Annotated in this window: 17 protein-coding genes; 12 read left to right on the top strand and 5 right to left on the bottom strand. The window is 56.8% G+C overall.

From position 1 onward, the window contains the following. Nucleotides 1–319: 319 nt before the first annotated feature. Both ASC80_RS12145 and ASC80_RS12140 read right to left on the bottom strand, forming a co-directional pair. The gene (locus ASC80_RS12145; RefSeq protein WP_056297236.1) at nt 320–688 is read right to left on the bottom strand and encodes a Rid family hydrolase; all 369 of its coding nucleotides are present in this window, start codon (nt 686–688) and stop codon (nt 320–322) included. A gap of 12 nt (nt 689–700) precedes the next feature. Beyond that, nucleotides 701–1,099, bottom strand: a complete 399-nt coding sequence (locus tag ASC80_RS12140) for a RidA family protein (protein WP_200941190.1) — start codon at nt 1,097–1,099, stop codon at nt 701–703. Nucleotides 1,100–1,302: 203 nt separating this feature from the next. Here ASC80_RS12140 and ASC80_RS12135 point away from each other — a divergent pair, with 203 nt between their 5' ends. The 5 genes from ASC80_RS12135 (at nt 1,303) to ASC80_RS12115 (ending at nt 6,033) form a co-directional block, all read left to right on the top strand. Further along, on the top strand, nt 1,303–2,124 hold the full coding sequence (locus tag ASC80_RS12135; protein ID WP_056297230.1) for a substrate-binding periplasmic protein: 822 nt from the start codon (nt 1,303–1,305) through the stop codon (nt 2,122–2,124). Between the two features lie 523 nt (nt 2,125–2,647). Beyond that, the gene (locus ASC80_RS12130; RefSeq protein ID WP_056297229.1) at nt 2,648–3,373 is read left to right on the top strand and encodes an amino acid ABC transporter permease; all 726 of its coding nucleotides are present in this window, start codon (nt 2,648–2,650) and stop codon (nt 3,371–3,373) included. A gap of 3 nt (nt 3,374–3,376) precedes the next feature. Then, complete coding sequence (locus ASC80_RS12125; RefSeq protein ID WP_283805047.1) at nt 3,377–4,186, top strand: amino acid ABC transporter ATP-binding protein; 810 nt, start codon at nt 3,377–3,379, stop codon at nt 4,184–4,186. A gap of 98 nt (nt 4,187–4,284) precedes the next feature. Beyond that, nucleotides 4,285–5,043, top strand: a complete 759-nt coding sequence (locus ASC80_RS12120; protein ID WP_200941189.1) for an enoyl-CoA hydratase/isomerase family protein — start codon at nt 4,285–4,287, stop codon at nt 5,041–5,043. A gap of 207 nt (nt 5,044–5,250) precedes the next feature. Further along, nucleotides 5,251–6,033 (top strand): IclR family transcriptional regulator, encoded by a 783-nt coding sequence (locus ASC80_RS12115; RefSeq protein ID WP_056297223.1) that lies wholly within the window; start codon nt 5,251–5,253, stop codon nt 6,031–6,033. Here ASC80_RS12115 and ASC80_RS24765 read toward each other — a convergent pair. Then, complete coding sequence (locus ASC80_RS24765) at nt 6,011–6,244, bottom strand: hypothetical protein (RefSeq protein ID WP_056297220.1); 234 nt, start codon at nt 6,242–6,244, stop codon at nt 6,011–6,013. The genes ASC80_RS12115 and ASC80_RS24765 overlap by 23 nt on opposite strands. 517 nt (nt 6,245–6,761) lie before the next feature. On the opposite strand from ASC80_RS24765, the gene ASC80_RS12100 reads away from it, so the two are divergent. The 4 genes from ASC80_RS12100 (at nt 6,762) to ASC80_RS24625 (ending at nt 11,171) form a co-directional block, all read left to right on the top strand. Continuing rightward, nucleotides 6,762–7,808, top strand: coding sequence for a transporter substrate-binding domain-containing protein (locus ASC80_RS12100; protein WP_244487257.1), 1,047 nt, complete (start codon nt 6,762–6,764; stop codon nt 7,806–7,808). Between the two features lie 165 nt (nt 7,809–7,973). Next, complete coding sequence (locus ASC80_RS12095) at nt 7,974–8,888, top strand: ornithine cyclodeaminase family protein (protein ID WP_056297214.1); 915 nt, start codon at nt 7,974–7,976, stop codon at nt 8,886–8,888. A gap of 33 nt (nt 8,889–8,921) precedes the next feature. Further along, a complete protein-coding gene (locus tag ASC80_RS12090) occupies nt 8,922–10,079 on the top strand; it encodes an ABC transporter permease subunit (RefSeq protein WP_082512539.1) in 1,158 nt (385 codons plus the stop codon). A gap of 3 nt (nt 10,080–10,082) precedes the next feature. Further along, nucleotides 10,083–11,171: an amino acid ABC transporter permease gene (locus ASC80_RS24625; RefSeq protein WP_082512538.1), complete on the top strand. Its 1,089-nt coding sequence runs from the start codon at nt 10,083–10,085 to the stop codon at nt 11,169–11,171. Nucleotides 11,172–11,223: 52 nt separating this feature from the next. Here ASC80_RS24625 and ASC80_RS12080 read toward each other — a convergent pair whose 3' ends face one another. Both ASC80_RS12080 and metC read right to left on the bottom strand, forming a co-directional pair. Next, nucleotides 11,224–11,856 carry a VOC family protein gene (locus ASC80_RS12080; protein WP_082512537.1) on the bottom strand — a complete coding sequence of 211 codons (633 nt, stop codon included), beginning with the start codon at nt 11,854–11,856 and terminating at the stop codon, nt 11,224–11,226. An 18-nt stretch (nt 11,857–11,874) separates the two neighbouring features. Then, complete coding sequence (gene metC / locus ASC80_RS12075) at nt 11,875–13,047, bottom strand: cystathionine beta-lyase (protein WP_056297206.1); 1,173 nt, start codon at nt 13,045–13,047, stop codon at nt 11,875–11,877. Nucleotides 13,048–13,122: 75 nt separating this feature from the next. Here metC and ASC80_RS12070 point away from each other — a divergent pair, with 75 nt between their 5' ends. From ASC80_RS12070 to ASC80_RS12060, 3 genes are all read left to right on the top strand, one after another. After that, nucleotides 13,123–15,459 (top strand): molybdopterin-dependent oxidoreductase, encoded by a 2,337-nt coding sequence (locus ASC80_RS12070; protein WP_056297201.1) that lies wholly within the window; start codon nt 13,123–13,125, stop codon nt 15,457–15,459. Between the two features lie 22 nt (nt 15,460–15,481). Next, a complete protein-coding gene (locus ASC80_RS12065) occupies nt 15,482–16,291 on the top strand; it encodes an IclR family transcriptional regulator (protein WP_056297199.1) in 810 nt (269 codons plus the stop codon). 194 nt (nt 16,292–16,485) lie between these two features. Beyond that, a complete protein-coding gene (locus tag ASC80_RS12060) occupies nt 16,486–17,766 on the top strand; it encodes an NAD(P)/FAD-dependent oxidoreductase (protein ID WP_056297196.1) in 1,281 nt (426 codons plus the stop codon). Nucleotides 17,767–17,772 lie beyond the last annotated feature (6 nt).

Genomic DNA, 17,772 nt, shown 5'->3' with positions numbered 1-17,772 from the left:
AAGTGCCGACGCATCACTGGCGCCGGCATGATCTTCGTGTGTGTGGAGCCGCGATTGCCGCCCACCACGCAGCGCTTGGTGGTTGGCGGAGCGGTCATAAGTTCGTTCGCAGAAATTGACGGTTCTTTCGAAGGCGAAGAATCGCAAGGCGTTGCGCATTGGTGCGAGCCGAAGTGTTTGTGGCAGGTCCACTTAGCGCAGGATCCGGAACGATCCACGTCCGGTGATCCTGTCTTCGGTCTCAGGCAGTGCGGTACAAAGAGAAAATCGATCCCGTCGTGAAATTGACGCGCGGGATCGATTGGTTCAATTCGCGGTGTCAGAGCGCCGCAGTGACCTGGATCGCAACGCGCTTCCGCGGACCCGCGAGCCTTCCGACCAGAAACGTGCAAGCCGGCGGATCATGCCAAGGCACCCAGGCGTCCCAGCGTGCGTTGACCTCTTCGAAGAGCCGCGAGTCGGCACAGTAAATAGTAACGCTCAACATCCTTCGTTTGCTCGTACCATTCGCTTCCAGATGATGGTCGATCGATCTGAGGATTGATGAGGTCTGATCTCCCGCTGTCGAGGAATCTTCATCGGACACGATCGCTGGTAGATAAATCACGCCGCCATAAATGACTGCCTGGGCTGAGTGCGCCTCAGACCCAATATGCTTTGCCTGCATTCTTTCCTCCAGAATATCCATTGAGGCGGCTAGTCAGACCGCGGCGGTGACCTGCATAGCGACAAGGTGGCGCGGAGTGAGGAGCTTTGCTTCGATCGGAGTGCGCGTTGGCAGGTGGCCGGGAACAACCCATGCGTCCCAAGCCTCGTTAACGGCGTCGAAATCCCGCATGTCCGTGAAGACGATCGTGGCCGTTAGAAGCTTCGATTTATCGGTGCCGCAAAGCGCCAAGGTCTCATCGATCTGAGAGAGGATCATTCGTGCCTGTTCACCAGCGGTTGGCCCAGGTTCTTTGGCGACGTTGCCCGCCAGATAGGCGACATGATTGTAAATCACTGCGCGGCTGTAACGGGTGCCCGAGCCGACGTACTTGATGTCCATTTCTTTGTTCTCCGTTGAGTACACGCATGCATTGCGAGCTTCAACGCTCATGCACGTCCCCTGTATTTAACCCCGAGAACGTCCGGATCAAAAGCGATATTTGACGGTATTCCATATATTGGAACAATTATCTTGTATGTTGACATCCTTGAGTCCTGTGAAATGATGAAACGATCGGGCCTTGCTATGTTCAGAAGCATATTCAAATAGCGGCGCCATCGGCGCTGCGGGCACGAATGAGAGGAGGGGCTCCAATGGTAATTGCTCGGCGAAACCTGGGTATCGAGAGTCTTTTTGCCTTAGCGGCGGCATGTATTTTCTTGACGAGTGCGCCTGCGCGGTCGCAGGAACCTTCCGCTCTTTCCGCGATCAAAAGTCGCAAAGAGCTGAAAATTGGATGGGCGCCAATTTACCCGTACATCTACCGCGATCCTAAAACCAACGAGCTGATCGGCTTCGCCGTCGACTTCATGAACGACATGGCCCAGTCGCTCGGAGTGAAGCCGGTTTGGGTGGAGGACGGTTGGGCGACGATGATTGCCGGTTTGCAGTCCAAGAAATTCGATATCACGGTGCCGGCGATGGGGGTCACGTTGCCGCGGGCCGAAGTTGTCACGTTTACAGATCCCGTTTGTCGGCTTCCGATGGGGCTCGTCATCCAGAAAAAGGATAGCGACAAGTATTCGAAGCTGGCGGATCTCGACAAGCCGGATAAGAAAATCACACTCACACTGGGGTCGGCGACGGATCTTTTTGCAACTCGTAAATTTAGCAAAGCGCAATTGGTTCGCGTGAAACAAGTTCCCGACAGCCTCGCGCAGCTTCTTGCGGGAAAAGTAGACGCATGGGCAAATCCAGCCGACGCATCAGGAAATCTTGAGAAGGAGCATCCTGAGCTTGTTACCTTGTCGGTCGACGCCGTGGGATCGGCTCCGATGGCGATGGCGATCCGTCAAGGTGACTATATCTTTCGCGACTGGGTTAACCTGTTCATCGACTACTCGCGCCGCCTGGGGACGTTGAAGAAGCTTGTCGACAAGCATGGACTGTATGAATGGAAGGTGGCGGGAGACTAGTCTTGTTCTAGCCCGGCACGGTGTTTGGGAGGCGATCGTTCGGGAATATTTTGTACCGAGCGATCGTCTCGCTGATCTCATCCACAAGCGTACTTAGTTTTAAGTGCATCAGGCTGTCGGCTGGCTGTTCTCCATTTCTGAATCACGCGAGGCAGCAGGATTCCAGGAGATACAATCAGGGGACCTCGAACCGCTGATCGATTATCCGTACTATCGAGATTCTGTCTGTCGATCGCGCTGTGAGGTTTTGCTGAGTAGAGTAGCTGCTCCAATTCTCGCTCCAGGAATCGCGGCCCTTTCTCCCTCGACCCCTCATTCCGGCATTGGTTCCTGGCCGGGAGCTTTTCGAGGTTAGAGCAGTCTGGAACATAAGAAGCAGGTCAATCCTATCTCTCCATCGCGGCGGCATCCGCTCGACCTCGTTGTTTAAGTAAATACGGGGCGCAGATAGCGAACGTTGACGCGCGTTCAATCCTCAAGATATGCTTTCAGAAAATGGAACGCACGTACTAATATATAGAACGTGCGGATAAGGCGCGTCAAATGGTCGAAGAAAAAGAAAAACCAAACTTATAGAGGGCTCACTGTGGGGGAATTCAGGTTTGGGGTCATCTTCGACAATTGGCACATCCTGGTCGCAGGACTAGGGGTGACTCTGCAGGTTACGTTCGTCTCGCTCCTCTGCGGCATGGTTCTCGGCATCATTCTTGGCATGATGCGCCTCTCCAGCAATCGCATCTTGGCTACGATTGCGCTTGCCTACGTCGCGGTCCTGCGAAACACGCCAGCCCTGATCCAACTCATCTGGGTTTATTACTGTCTGCCGTTGCTCATCGGATTTGATCTTGAAGCGACGACCAGCTGTATTGTTGCGCTCTCCTTGCACGCCGGTGGATACGTAGGCGAGATCGTGCGAGGGGGCATCCAAAGCATTGACCAGGGACAAGTCGAAGCCGCACGCACGATCGGTCTGTCGAGATGGCAGACAATGTACAAGGTGATCCTGCCGCAAGCCTTGCGGCGCATGATTCCACCTTTGGTGAATGAGGGGATCAGCCTTCTAAAATATTCTTCGCTTGTTTCGGTGCTCGGCGTGGCCGATCTCACATATCAAGCTCAGGTCCTGTCCACCACCACGTTTCGTCCTCTCGAGGTATTCACATTCCTTGGTATCGAGTATTTCGTGCTTTGTTCGGTCGCGTCGTACGGAGCTCACATCCTCGAACTTCGCCTGGCAAGAAGGAGTTGATCGATGATGGATCAATTGACGTGCGCTTCAACGTCTCCCCCGGTCGAGAAGGCGGTTTCAATCGAGGGGCTAAGCCATAGCTTTGGAACTCACCTGATTCTCGATAACGTCAGCTTGACGGTGAATCTTGGCGAAGTTGTTGTGCTGATCGGAGCCAGCGGTTCCGGCAAGACGACGCTTCTACGCTGCATCAACTCGCTCGAAGTTCCTCAAAGAGGAAAAATATTCGTGAATGGTGAAGCCATGGGCGTTCACGCCGCCGATGGCTCGTTCGCGAAGCTGCCTGACAGGCTGCTGAATCAGCGGCGCGCGCAAATTGGAATGGTGTTCCAGCGCTTCAATCTGTTTCCGCACATGACGGCCCTCCAAAACGTAATGCTCGGCCCGACTCTCGTGCGCAAGATGGCGCACGCGGAAGCAGAAGAACTCGCTGCGGCGCAGCTGAGAAGAGTGAATTTGGCGGACAAGCTGGACGCATATCCGTCGAAGCTTTCCGGAGGTCAACAGCAACGCGTAGCCATAGCTCGAACTCTGGCGATGGAGCCGAAGCTCGTCCTGTTCGATGAGCCGACGTCCGCCCTCGACCCAGAGCTTGTCGGTGAAGTGCTCGAAACGATGCGGTCATTGGCCAGCGAGGGGATGACGATGATCGTGGTCACCCATGAGATGGGGTTTGCCGAAGAGGTGGCAAATCGGGTTCACTTTCTGGACAAAGGAACGATTCTCGAGCAAGGGCCACCCGCAAAGATTTTCAGCGAACCTGAACACGAGCGTACCCGGATGTTCCTGAAGCGCGTGCTTCGGACGCGGTGAGTAGTATGGACGGACGATGACGCGCCCTCGGCCAATCCAGTCTGAATTCGCTCTGGCCGAAGGCAAAGGGTGTTATCTGCTTTGAAAGGTAGAATGTCGTGAACGCTCGTTTCGAAAGCTCGCAAGTCGACCTGGTGGTGGAGAACTCTTGTGCTCGCATATCGCTCAACAGGCCGCAGGTTGGGAATGCGCTGAGTCCATCGATGGTCGACGACCTCGACCGCGCATTCGACAGTGCGGTCAAGGGTAGTCCGCGACTGATCGTTTTCGCGGGCGTCGGCAAGCATCTGTGCACCGGATTCGATCTTAGCGACATAGATAGCTGCTCGGACGGCGATCTATTGTTGCGCTTCGTCCGGATTGAGCATCTTCTTCAGAAAATCTATCACAGTCCATTCGTAACCGCGGCGATTGGATCAGGCCGAGTCTATGGTGCCGGAGCGGATCTGTTTGCAGCCTGTGATCGACGCGTCGGCCTCTCAAACGCAAGTTTTGCATTCCCGGGCTCTGGATTTGGCTTGATACTCGGAACGCGGCGACTTGCCGCGCGCATCGGCAACGACGCCGCACGGCGAATTCTCCTTGAAGGCGGGGAGTTGTCGGTCGAGAAGGCGGCCACAGTCGGCTTGGTTACAGATCGTTGCGACAGCGCTGATCTTCCTGAACTGCTTGCACGCATTTCCGTTGCAGCCGCGCGACTGGAGGCGACCACCGTCAAGGCGCTCCACGCAAGGACCATTTCACGGGACGATGACGCAGATCTCGCAGCACTCGTTAACTCGGCGAGTGATCCCGGACTGAAAGAGCGAATCATCGCGTATCGTCAGAAGGCGATCTCGGCGAGAGCGAGCAAGTAGTCGGTTGAAGGCAGATTTCCCGGCGATATGAAGCGTAAGATCGCGCGAGAATTGGCCAGCAGCGCCTTCGGATACCATTTACCAGGCCAGGACTGCCTGTCCCATTGATCGCGTGTCTACGCGATGTCCCTATTTGCGCTGATGTCAATTTTCGAATATTCTATTATACGGAACGCACATTCACATACGCGGGGCGCAGCAGAAGCAATGACCACCACGAACAAAGGGCGAACCCCTCCGCGGGTCGACAGCACGCTTCAAAAAGGACTTCAAATTCTCGAAGCGCTCGCGACGTCCCAGCGCTCGCTAGGCATAACGGAATTATCGACGCTTCTGAAACTGAATAAGTCGAACGTTCATCGCTTGATCAAGACGTTGGGCGTGATGAACTACGTCGTCCAGGACGAAAATCGAAGCTATCGCCCGAGCATGAAGCTTTGGAAGCTCGGCTCGTCAGTGATGAGCCATGCAAACCTGGTTCAACTATGCATTGGGGAAATGAACAAGCTCGCGCAAAAGACCGGTGAAAGCGTCCATCTCTCGGTTCTTGATGGGTTGCGCGTGTTGTATGTCGAAAAAATCGATAGCGCCCAGTCTGTGCGAGCTTATTCCGAAAGAGGAGGGAGTGCCCCTCTTCATTGTACGGCCACCGGTAAGGTATTGCTGGCGTATTCGTACGACGCCCTGAGGGAGCCGATCTCCAAAATGCTTCATAAGCACACGACAAAAACGATTACCTCGATCAAAGCGCTAGACGGAGAGGTCGCTGCGATCCGCAACGCGGGATACTCGGTTAACATGGGTGAATACCGTGCGGATGTTGGAGGTGTTGCGGCCCCCATATTCGACTCCGACGGAAAGAACGTCGCCGCGATCGGCATTTCTGGTCCTACGTCGCGGTTGACGAAGCCGCTGATAAAGGAATTTGTCGCCATGGTCGTCGCTTCGGCGAAGACAGCATCGACGACTATTGCGTCGTTGCAACGGTAAGTGCGGCGATCCAGCCTGCTGCGGGTTCAGTGAACAGTAAGTTGAGTTCATCCCAGCTTGCGTCAAGCTCAACAGGGCTGCGATATCCGATCGTCGTGCGCCGGCGGTCGGTGTTGTCGATCCGCTCGATATCGCCGAACACATCTGCTTTGGCCTCGCTTCTGATGCGATAGATTTTTGCGCGCGGTGTGCCCGACCATCCGCGCCCCATTGTGCTGTCATGCTGGCGCTTATCGGCCAGCCACCAGACGGCGCGAGAATAGATCGATGACCGCCGTCACGTAGAGCCAACCCCCGCCGTCCAAATATAGGCGAAGTCGGCAATCCAAATCTGGTTGGCTGCTGCCCAAACTGGCGATCCGAAGGTTCGCCTGCACGTTTACGATCTGGCGATAATTCTCGTCATTCGGCCGTCGCCGGCACCGAAGCCGCGAGGCCTGTAGCCACGTCAGCCGCCTGATCCGGCGCAGATCACAGTCGACGGCAGCCTGCTGGTGGATCACGCCAGAACGTCTTGCGCCGCAACTTGCCGTTGAAGGGCGCCATGAATGCGTCGCGGTCGTGCGGTTTTAGCGATGGGGCCGTCGGATGCATGGTGGCAATTTGTATCGGTATGCAGCACAGCGATTTTATATATTGACACAAACCCAGCTCTCACGCAGCCTGCAAGAACAGGTGTCCTGCCTGTCCATGTCCGAGGGGACGCTTAATTTGGGAGGGGATTAAGAGTGAAAAAAATTGCCACCACAGTAATCACGGCCGCTGCCGCGATCTTCGTTAGCGTTGCAAGTGCGGCCGCAGCACCAGCGGAGCCTTCGCCGACGGTCAAGACCATTCTGCAGCGCGGGAAGCTGCTCTGTCCTGGGCATAACGGAAGCTATCGTGGCTTCGCCGAAATCGATGACAAGGGTAACTGGAAAGGTCTCGACATCGACCTCTGCCGCGCGACAGCGGCTGCCATTCTCGGCGATCCAAAAAAGATCGAAATTCTTCCTCTAGGCTGGGCTCAGCGCATTCCCGCTTTGCAGTCAGGAGAGATTGACCTGTCTGTCAAGCTGACAGAGTGGACGATGTCACGCGATACGGAGCTGAATTTGCAGTTCAGCCAACCGTACTTCCTGGGTGGCACTCAATTTATCGTTCATAAGAGTCTGGACATTCAATCAGCCAACAATCTTGAAGGTGCGACGATCTGCGGCGAGGCGGGCACGTCCACCATTCGCCATGCGTCCAACTGGCTGACCGGCAAGAAGATCAAGTACAATCTCGTCCAGTTCGAGAAGCAAGAAGAAGCCCAAGCTGCGTACAATTCTGGGCGGTGCGACGCCTTTATCGGCTTCGGCGCGAACCTCGCGGTTTTCAGATTGGACGCAAAGGGCGGTCCGACGGAGAACATCCTGCTGCCTGAACTGATCAACCTGTCGCCGCAGAGCATTGGCATGCGTCAGGGAGACGATCGGTTCGTTGACACGATAAACTGGATCCTGAACGTTTTGATCGCCGCTGAAGCGGAAGGCATTACATCCGCCAACGTCGACGAGATGCGGGCGAGTCCGAAGAGTCCTGTCGCCGCGAAAATTCTGGGCGTGGATGCTGGTCTGGGCGATCGCTTGGGGCTTCCCAACGACTGGGGCTATCGGATGATCAAGGCAGTTGGCAATTATGGCGAACTGTTTGAGCGCAATCTCGGAGCCAAGTCGTCCTATAAGCTCGATCGCGGTTACAACAATCTTTGGAATAAGGGTGGTCTGCTCTACTCGATGACGCTCGACTAGCGGCGTGCCGTTGCAAATAAACTGCGGAGGATCGACGGATCGTGGATCGGTCGACCTCCGCTCGAACACAATCAAAGTACTCGGCGAACTGAGCAACTTTCCGTGGCTTGAGCCCTTGGACGCTCAACGCTAGGCCGATGTCCTGACGCGTACTGGAGATACCAGATGAATGCACCGCTCGTGATGACTGAAGAGGACGTCGAAGCTCAGCTGACCTATGCTGACCTCATTCCGCTCATGAAGAAAACAATGGCACAGTTTTCAGCAGGTGCCGCAATTCAGCCGGAGCGGCAGATGCTGCCTATCGAGCCCGAGCAGCGGTATCTGGGCATTATGCCGGTGGCATTGCCTCACGCCATGGGTGCGAAGCTTGTGACGTTCTATCCCAAGAATGCCGCTGCTGGAATTCCTACTCATAATGCCATGATCGCACTGCTCGACGTGGAGCACGGCCTGCCGCTGGCTTTCATTGGTGCACGACTCATCACTGAGATGAGAACAGCGGCTCTCTCTGCTGCAGTCTCGAGCGTGCTGGCGAAACCAGACAGCAAGATCCTCGGTCTCGTCGGAAGCGGTGTGCAGGCGAAGGCGCACCTTCAAGCTCTCCGCAGCTTATTCGACTTCACGCATGTCCGTGTGTGGAGTCCGACGAAGGCGAATGCAGATGCTTTTGCCGATGAAAACGGGGCAAAATCTCTCCCTCTCGATCAGACAGTGATCGGAGCGGACATCGTCGTCGTCGCGACGAATTCCAGGCAGCCTGTCTTGCGCGGAGCGTGGCTCAAGCCCGGCTCGCATGTGAACTCGGTTGGGTCGCCCAGGCCCAACTGGCGAGAACTGGACGACGAGGTGATGCGCAATGAGGTCATTGTCGATTCCCGGAGCGCGGTCGCATTGGAGGCCGGGGATATCATCCTCTCGAAGGCCCGAATAGCAGCAGAGGCCGGCGAAGTGTTTTCCGGTAAGGTCGTGATCGATCCATCACGGACAACGTTGTTCAAATCGGTCGGTCTTGCGGTGCAGGATATTGCGACGGCTCACTTCCTGTATGAGCGTGCCATGAATCGCGGGACGAATTGATCGATCGGCGTCCGCCTCGATAGGAACCTGGACATGCCTGCAATCACCAGAAGACAATCACCATCGGCGTTGGCCCTTCAGGCCGGGTTCATATGCTTCCTCACGATTGCGGTTGTCGCCTTTTTCGTGAAACTCCATGAGAACCTCGCGGCTCAACACGTCACGTCGGGCTTTTCATTCCTCTGGAGGGCGACTGGCTGGGATATCGGTTACTCGATCATTCCATTCTCGATCCGAGATCCGTATTGGTGGACGCTGCTCGCCGGTGTCGTGAATACAATCGCAGTCGGCTTTATCGGTCTCTTCTTCGCCACGCTGTTTGGGCTCGCTATCGCTGCCATGCGGGTCTACGGCAATGCCGTCATTGCATGGGTTGCGAAGGCCTACGTGGAAGTGGTTCGCAATATCCCGCCGCTGCTGCAGCTATTCGCGTGGTACGCGCTCTTCACATCCCTGCCGCCGCCGCGTTTCGCCCTGCAACCCATGTCGTCTGTGTTCATCAGCGCCCGGGGGATTTTCCTTCCGGGCCTGAACGTCGGCTGGGTTTCGGGTATCGTCATTGGCCTTAGCCTGACGATCATGTTTTTCTTCCTGATCTGGCAGGTCTTCTCTTTCCGTTTCGCATTCACGCCGGTGCGCAGGAAGCTTCAGCATACCACTGTAGCGGTAGCGGTGATGATCGCTACCGTTTCCGTGGCGATCCTCTTCGGTGCAAAGTCGGATACTGCAGGCCTCATCGAGTATCCGGTTCGTTCCGGCCTGAGTATCCGGGGAGGACTGCAGCTTCCCCCTGAACTGGTGGCGTTGATTGTCGCTACGATTTGTTATGGCAGTGCTTATGCTGCCGAGGTCATCCGGAGCGGCTTTCTTGCGATCGATCCCGGCAAGATCGAGGCCGGAAAGGCGCTTGGCCTGAGTTCGTGGACCATTTTTGCGCGAATCCAGATGCCGCTCGTCGTTTCGGCGATCATGCCAATGATGACCAATCTTTACGTCTGGCTTATGAAGGCAACGACCTTGGGGATAGCGATCGGATTTGCCGACTTATTCATGGTCTCAGTCTCGGCCATCAATCAATCCGGACAAACCATCGAGATTCTTCTCATCGTTGCAGTGGTCTTTTGGATGCTAAATTCTCTGGTTGTCCTGTTGATGTCTGCGATCGCGGCGCGATTCAAATACTGGATCTGATCCATGCACACTCCATCGGTCGCATACGTGCCAGTGAGACCTGCCTTAGAGGCTGGTGCAATAAGCTATCTCAGGCGAAACCCGTTCAGCTCCCTGATCACCGCCGCGTTGATCGCCAGCTTTGTCTACCTTGCGTGCCGGTTGTTCGAGTGGGCTGTCGTCAATGCGATCTGGAGCCCCGCCCATCCGGAGCTCTGTGGGCCCGACAGACAGGGTGCGTGCTGGGCCGTGATCGCGGCGCGTTGGCGCCTCATCATGTTCGGACTTTATCCGTTCGAAGAACAATGGCGTTCGGCTATCTCGTCAGCGATCGTACTCGGAACCGTCGCGCTGTCGTGTTTTCCCGTGATGTGGCACGCGAAGAAACTTCTCGCGCTTTGGATCATCAGCTTCGCAGCGTTCAACTGGCTGATGAGCGGAGGAATCCTGGGATTGTCCTATGTTCCCACGCGGATGTGGGGCGGGCTGTCACTTACGCTTTATGTCTTTGCGTTCGTGTGTATCGTTATGATGCCGACCGCTGTCGTCCTGGCGCTCTTGAAGCGAAGCAAGATGCCGCTTATCGCGTTCCCGGTGACCTGGGTGATCGACTTCCTTCGATCCCTTCCGCTTCTGGTGGTTCTGTTCTTTGCAGCCGTGGTTTTGCCTTTCGGCTTGCCGGACTGGATGGCCGGGGAGAAGCTCTATCGGGTCATTGTAGCTTTTGCGTTTTACAACGCCTGCTATCAGGCCGAGGTCATTCGGGCTGGCATTGAATCCCTGCCCAAAGGGCAGGAGGAGGCGGCCAAAGCGCTCGGTCTTGGCTACTTCGCGATCTACGGTCGCGTCATCCTGCCGCAAGCTTTCCGTGTGACACTGCCGGCGACGATCAATCAGGTCGTCATCGTGTTCCTCGAAACCGCGCTGATCGTCATTATCGGATTTTTTGATATCCTGGCATCGGGAAATGCGGCGTTTGGCACCGCGCAGTGGGGAACGACAAGCACTGAAGTCTATCTTTTTGTCGGCGGGATCTTTTTTGCGTGCTGTCTAAGTCTCAGCAAATACGGCGCTTACCTGGAGGGCAGGCTGGCGAAACGCCAGTCGCGCTGAGAACCAAGCGCGCTGAGACAAGACGATCCAGCTGACGGTTTCCGAAGAAGGACTAAGCGAGCGTTATGGGGCCGCTCGCCGTATCGAATTCGAAGCCAAGATGGGTCGGGCCTTGTTTCACGTCGGCCAGGCTGTCGATGTTGAGGATCTTCAGCGTCGATAGCAGGCGAGCAGGCTCAGGCGTTGTCAAAACGATGCGACGGAGCCTGATTCCGAGGTCCTGCTGGCTGGCGCTTGGATGCGGCCCCGGCGACCATTCAATGAACGCCGGCAAAAGGCCCTGCTCCGGGAGATGGCCATCGGCCGGCACCGTCAATCGCCAGCTGCGTTCGCCTCGCTGGAATTTGACGATCTCTCCCAGATCGATGGGACTGGTTCGCACGATATCATCCAGGCTATCCGTTCCGACGACCCAGCAAAGTGGACGCGGCCATTCAGCCAACCGGCGCCGGGTTGCGGGCTCGTCGAACGAGAACCATCTCGGGCGGGTAGGGCTTTCGTCCGGGTTGATCGCGATCAGCTCCAGGAAGCATCCGTCGCCGACCCGCATGACGCAATTGTGCGTAGCCATCATCGGGTGCTTGCCGCCTTGCGGAATTTCTACGCCCAAAGCTGCTTTGAGGAAGGCGACACCTTGCTCAAGTGTATCTGCTCCCACGGACAGGTGGTCGATTGCATTTCTCATGTTGTAAGCTCGCAGACTTCAGAGAAGCGGCAGCGCCTGTTTTAGATCTTCGATCAGCGAAGCCGTATTCTCAAATCCAATATTGAAGCGCACTAACGGTCCTTGCTCCGACCAGGTTGTCGCAGTCCGTGCCGGGTTGACCGGCAGGACGAGACTTTCATATCCGCCCCAGCTCACGCCGATCCCGAACATCTGAAGATGGTCGACGAAGCGTCGAACCTGGCCCTCGGTCGTGGGCTTAAAGACCACGCCAAACAAACCGGCCGCTCCGCTAAAATCGCGGCGCCAGTATTGGTTTCCGGGACAGTCGTCGAATATCGGATGAAGAACCTTGGCGACCTGAGGCTGCTTTCGCAACCAGGTCGCGATTTCGATTCCCGCGTCGTGAACGTGTCTCATGCGAAGGTCGAGCGTCCGCAATCCGCGCAACGCCAAATGCACCTCTTGAGCGCCGGGTTTGTCCCCCACAGCCATAACCGTCTTTCTGATCGGCGTGTGAGTGGTCTCGTTGCATGCGATGAATCCGATCATACCGTCGGAATGACCACCGAGGTATTTCGAGCCTGAATGGACAACGACATCGACTCCCAGGCTCAGCGGCCGGCAGAAAATTGGCGTGGCCCAGGTGCCATCGAGGATCGTGATCACCCCGTGACGCGTCGCAGTCTTCGCAATACCCTGGATATCGGGGAATTCAAACGTCCCGGAGCCCGGTGCTTCAAACATCACGACAGAAGTGTTATCGCGAAATTTCTCTTCGATCGCTTCGCCGACCATCGGGTCATAGTACTCGATCTCGACGCCCGTGCGGCTCAGGACCTGGTCACAGAATCCACGTGTGTTGCCATAGACGTGATCCGCAACCAGGACATGGTCACCGGATTTCGTCGTTCCCAGAAGCGCGAGCGTGATCGCGGCAACCCCCGACGAGACGATTGTACACCCGAATGCGCCCTCAAGTTCGCACATGATCGTTTCGAGGTGAAACGACGCGCGCGTGCCGTATCGCCCATAATAGAGGTTTCCGGTTTCGTAACGACGGTCCCGGGCAGCCTCGAAGGCAGCCAGGGTGTCGAACAGAACAGTCGACCCTATTTCGATCGGCGGATTGACGAGGCGGCCATCTCCGCCTGTTTCTCGGCCGGAATGGACCAGTGTATTTCCGAGGGGAGTATTCCCTGAGTTTGACATGCGCAACTAATGACAACTGTTCAGGTATGTGTCAATATATAGAAAGTTTGTGTTATATATCAGTACGAGACCCAGATGACAAATGCTTCGACTCGCGTGACGGCAAGCCATTGGGGAGCTGGAGTGGCGGTCGTCAGAGACGACAAATTGGTGGAGATCGAAGGGCACCCGACTGACGTGAGCCCATCACCCATCAATCGCAACATCGCATCGAGTCTCAACGGGCGTGCGCGCGTGTTGCGGCCGGCAGTTCGCGAGAGTTGGCTAAAACACGGCCCGCAAGCAAGGAAGGGCGAGCGGGGTCGTGAGCCGTTTGTCGAGGTTGAGTGGGACGAGGTCCTGGAGCTGGTTGCCCGGGAACATCGCAGGATCGTGGAAACCCACGGTAACGAAGCGATTTACGCCGGCTCTTATGGTTGGGCGAGCGCTGGGCGCTTTCACCACGCGCAGGGACAGCTCAAGCGATTCCTCAACCAGTTTGGCGGGTTTGTTCGTTCCGAGGGAAACTATAGCTACAATGCGGCCCTCACGTTGATGCCTTACATCGTGGGAGGTAACTACAGGGATCACATTTCGCAGGCCACACGGTGGAGCGTCGTCGCCGAACATTCGGAACTGGTGGTGATGTTCGGAGGTATGCCCCTTCGAAATACTCAGGTGTCGGACGGCGGCGTTGCGCGGCATCGGCTTCCGGGCCGACTGGCAGCTTGTGCAGAGGCGGGTGTCAAGTTCGTCAACATCAGTCCGCTCCGTTCCGACGTGATGTCTGTTCTCGACGCCGAGTGGCTGCCTCCGCGACCGGGTACGGATACTGCGATCATGATGGGCCTCGCCCATACGATCATTGCGGAAGGACTTCATGATCGTGCGTTTCTTGACCGCTACACCGTCGGTTTCGATCGCATACGCGCTTACCTGTTCGGCGAGAGTGACGGTGTTGTCAAAACGGCTGACTGGGCTGCCGCGAAATCAGGGCTCGACGCTGAGAGAATACGAAGGCTTGCGCGCGAGATGGCGACGCACCGCACGCTGATTTGCACTGCGGCGGGTTTGCAGCGCGCCGACTATGGCGAACAGCCATTGTGGATGACGGTGACCTTGGCCGCTCTTCTTGGGCAAATAGGTCTGCCGGGCGGCGGATATGGGATTGGTTATGGTGTTAACGCCAATGTCGGCGTTGCTGATCGGCCGTTCCGCTGGGCGGCCTTTCCTCAAGACCGCAATGATGTGGAGAACTACATCCCCGTCGCCATGATCTCGGACATGCTGCTGAATCCTGGCGGAAGGTACGACTACAATGGCGAAGCGAGAAGATTCCCGGACATTCGGATGGTTTGGTGGGCCGGGGGAAACCCCTTCCACCATCACCAGGATCTAAATCGTCTCCGTGCCGCGTTTCAGAAGCCCGAAACGATCATCGTCAACGAAATCAACTGGACGGCGACAGCGCGCCATGCGGACATCGTCCTACCCTGCGCCGCTCCTCAGGAGCGAACCGACTTCTGCGGCGGGCATTCGGATAATGCGCTGATCCCCATGCCGCAGCTGGTGCCGCCTCCGGCTCAAGCGATGTGCGAGTTCGACATATTCGCCAGGCTGGAAAAGCGTATGGGAGGACGGGGGACTTTCAGCACCAATAAATCAGTGGACGAGTGGTTGAGGCAGCTGTGGTCGGAGACGATGGAGTTCGCCGCGGAAGCCGGAACGACCTTGCCCGACTGGGATACATTCATCGCAGGGGATATTGTCGATCTGCCCGACCCGTCGCCGAATCAGGTTTTTCTTTCCGAATTTCGAGCAGATCCGGAACGCAACAGGTTGTCGACGCCGAGCGGGCGTCTCGAATTGTATTCCGAGAAGATTGCCTCGTTCGGCTATGACGATTGTCCGGGCCACGCTACATGGTTTGAGCAAAGAGACCTCGCGGACGGGCAGGCAAAACGGTATCCGCTCTCCCTTGTTTCCGGGCAGCCCGAGACGCGTTTGCACTCGCAGCTCGACAACGGCGACTTCAGCAAAAGCAAAAAAATCAGGGGGCGCGAGCCTGTGCTCATTCATCCTGATGACGCCCGCGAGCGGGGCATCAACGACGGTGATATCGTCGAGCTCTTCAACGAGCGCGGTCGCTGCTTGGCGGGCGCCAAGGTCACCGATGACATCGTCAGAGGTGCTGTATTCCTGTGGACGGGTGCCTGGTACGATCCGGACTTTGATGCCGAACGGAATCGTGATCGGCACGGAAATCCGAACGTGCTTACTCACGATCGACGGACATCGCGTTTGACACAAGGGCCGGCTGCCCACTCGACGCTGGTGGAAATCCGTCGCTTCGATGGTGACCTGCCTCCGATCACTGTGCACTCGGTGCCGCAATTTGTATCGCGTGATCGCCGCGATCCTTCGAATTCCTAACGTTCTGTGATATGGGCGCTTGATGCAAAAGCTATCCAAAGACCTACCCAAAGCGAAAGCGTCCGAGTCAGGTGTTACGCGACAGGCGAAGGTGGACTCGACGCTCACCAAGGGCCTTCTTCTGCTGGACGCTCTCTCAGGGGCCACGACCGGTAAAGGCGTCAGCGAACTCTCGCGGGAGGTCGGTCTTACGAAGTCCAACACCTTTCGTCTTCTGCAGACTCTCACGGCGTTGGGATATGTGCAGCACGGAGAAGACAAGCTCTATTCCGCGACGCTCAAGACGTGGCGGGTGGGTCGGAAGGTCATCGACAATCTCAATCTGCCTGAACTGGCTGGAGATGAGATGCGCAGGATTGCCGATGCGACCAACGAGACGATCTATCTGGCCGCACCTGAAAACCTGTCTGTCATCTACATCGATATGATCGATAGCTTGAGGCCGATACGGAGCTGGAATCGTATCGGGGGCAGCGCTCCCATCCACTGTGTTGGAACGGGGAAAGCAATCATTGCTGCCAACTATGCGTCGTTGCGTGGTGCGCTGAAGGGGGGATTGGCCAAGTATACCAGTCGCACGATTACGACGCTTCCGGAGCTTGAGGCCGACATAGAGGCCACGAAGAAGAACGGCTATGCATTCGACTCCGGCGAGTTTCGCGAAGGTGTCGTCGGGACGGGGGCGGCGATTTGTCTGCCGAACGGAATTGCGATCGCAGCGATAGGTATATCGGTGCTGGAGACTCACCTGTCCGAACACGGCCGCGACAAGTTGGGCCGTTTGGTGCGAGAAGCTGGCGAGCGCATTTCAGCTCAGCTCGCGCGGCATTGATGGTTCTGCGCGCCCGCTAAGACGCGGCGCTCTGCTTCAGTTTTATACCCACACCGAAAATCGCACGGCTGGAGCGCTTCATTGCGCTTGTTGTAACGTGCCGAGATACAGAACATATATGCTGCATATTGACACGTACAATTTAATCCTCCAACGTATCTAGCGAACTCAACAGTCTCCGAAGGAGGCGAGAAATGCCCTTAGCGAGGCATGATGCTCCCATTTCTCTTTGGGATGTTTCTGCAATTGAACAAGACTGCAGCGTCGTCATGGACGGCGCGCAATCGGCTGAGGTCGTCGTCATCGGAGGCGGGTTTACCGGCCTGTCGACCGCACTGCATGCCGCGCAAAAAGGACTCGACTGCCTCGTTCTCGAAGCGAACCACATCGGTTATGGCGGGTCGGGACGTAACGTCGGCCTCGTCAACGCCGGTTTGTGGCTTCCGCCTCAAGACGTCCGTGCAAAACTTGGCGAGGCCGGAGGCGCTGCCCTGGTCGATCTTCTAGGGCGTGCGCCGGACTATGTTTTCTCGCTGATCGAGAAGCATCAGATTCAGTGTGAGCCGACGCGGGCCGGAACGATTCATGCGGCACATTCACCCGCAGGGTACGAGGATCTCGCTCGGCGAGCTGAGGAATGGCGCCGTCTCGGGGCGCCTGTGGACTTGCTATCCCGTGAAGATGCCGCACGGAAGATTGGCACGTCGGCTTTCCATGGCGGCCTTCTCGATCGTAGGGCGGGGACGATAAACCCAATGGCTTATGCGAGGGGTCTTGCCCGAGCTGCGTCCGCTGCAGGGGCCAGGATATTCACCGGCGTCCGCGTGAAGTCGCTCAGGCCGAACGGAGATGGCTGGCGGGTCGAAACAACCTCCGGGCCGGTCGATGCCAAGAAAGTCGTTCTCGGAACGGAGGCTTATAGCGACGCTCTCTGGCCCGGGGTGAATACGGCTCTGACCATCATCCACTATTTTCAGTTCGCAACCGAGCCGTTGGGCTCGAAAGCCGATTACATCCTGAAAGAGCGTCAGGGGCTCTGGGATACCGGGGCGATCATGTTTTCGCTCCGCCGCGACGCCTATAACCGTCTGATCATTGGCTCGATGGGATCCGTCATTGGTGGTCTGACCGGCCTTTCCAAGCGCTGGGCAACGAAAAAGGTCCGACGCCTTTTCCCGGACCTTGGTCCTGTGAAATTTGAAACGGCTTGGCATGGCCGCATCGGGATGACGCCCGATCATCTTCCGCGCATCCATCGGTTGGCCGATGGGGTGTATGCCCCGATCGGCTACAACGGTCGAGGTATTACGCCTGGGACAATGTTTGGACGGGCGATGGCCGACCTTTTGTCGGGTGGATCGGAAGAGGATTTGCCTCTGCCGATTTCTCCACTGGAAAAGGCGCCAAACCGGGCCGTGATGTCCAGGTTGTACGAACTAGCTTTTACGGCAAACCAACTGATCAAGAGTGTGTGAGCGGCC

Source organism: Afipia sp. Root123D2, assembly GCF_001425835.1.
Lineage (GTDB): Bacteria > Pseudomonadota > Alphaproteobacteria > Rhizobiales > Xanthobacteraceae > Afipia.
This window is presented reverse-complemented; position numbering and strand designations above follow the sequence as displayed.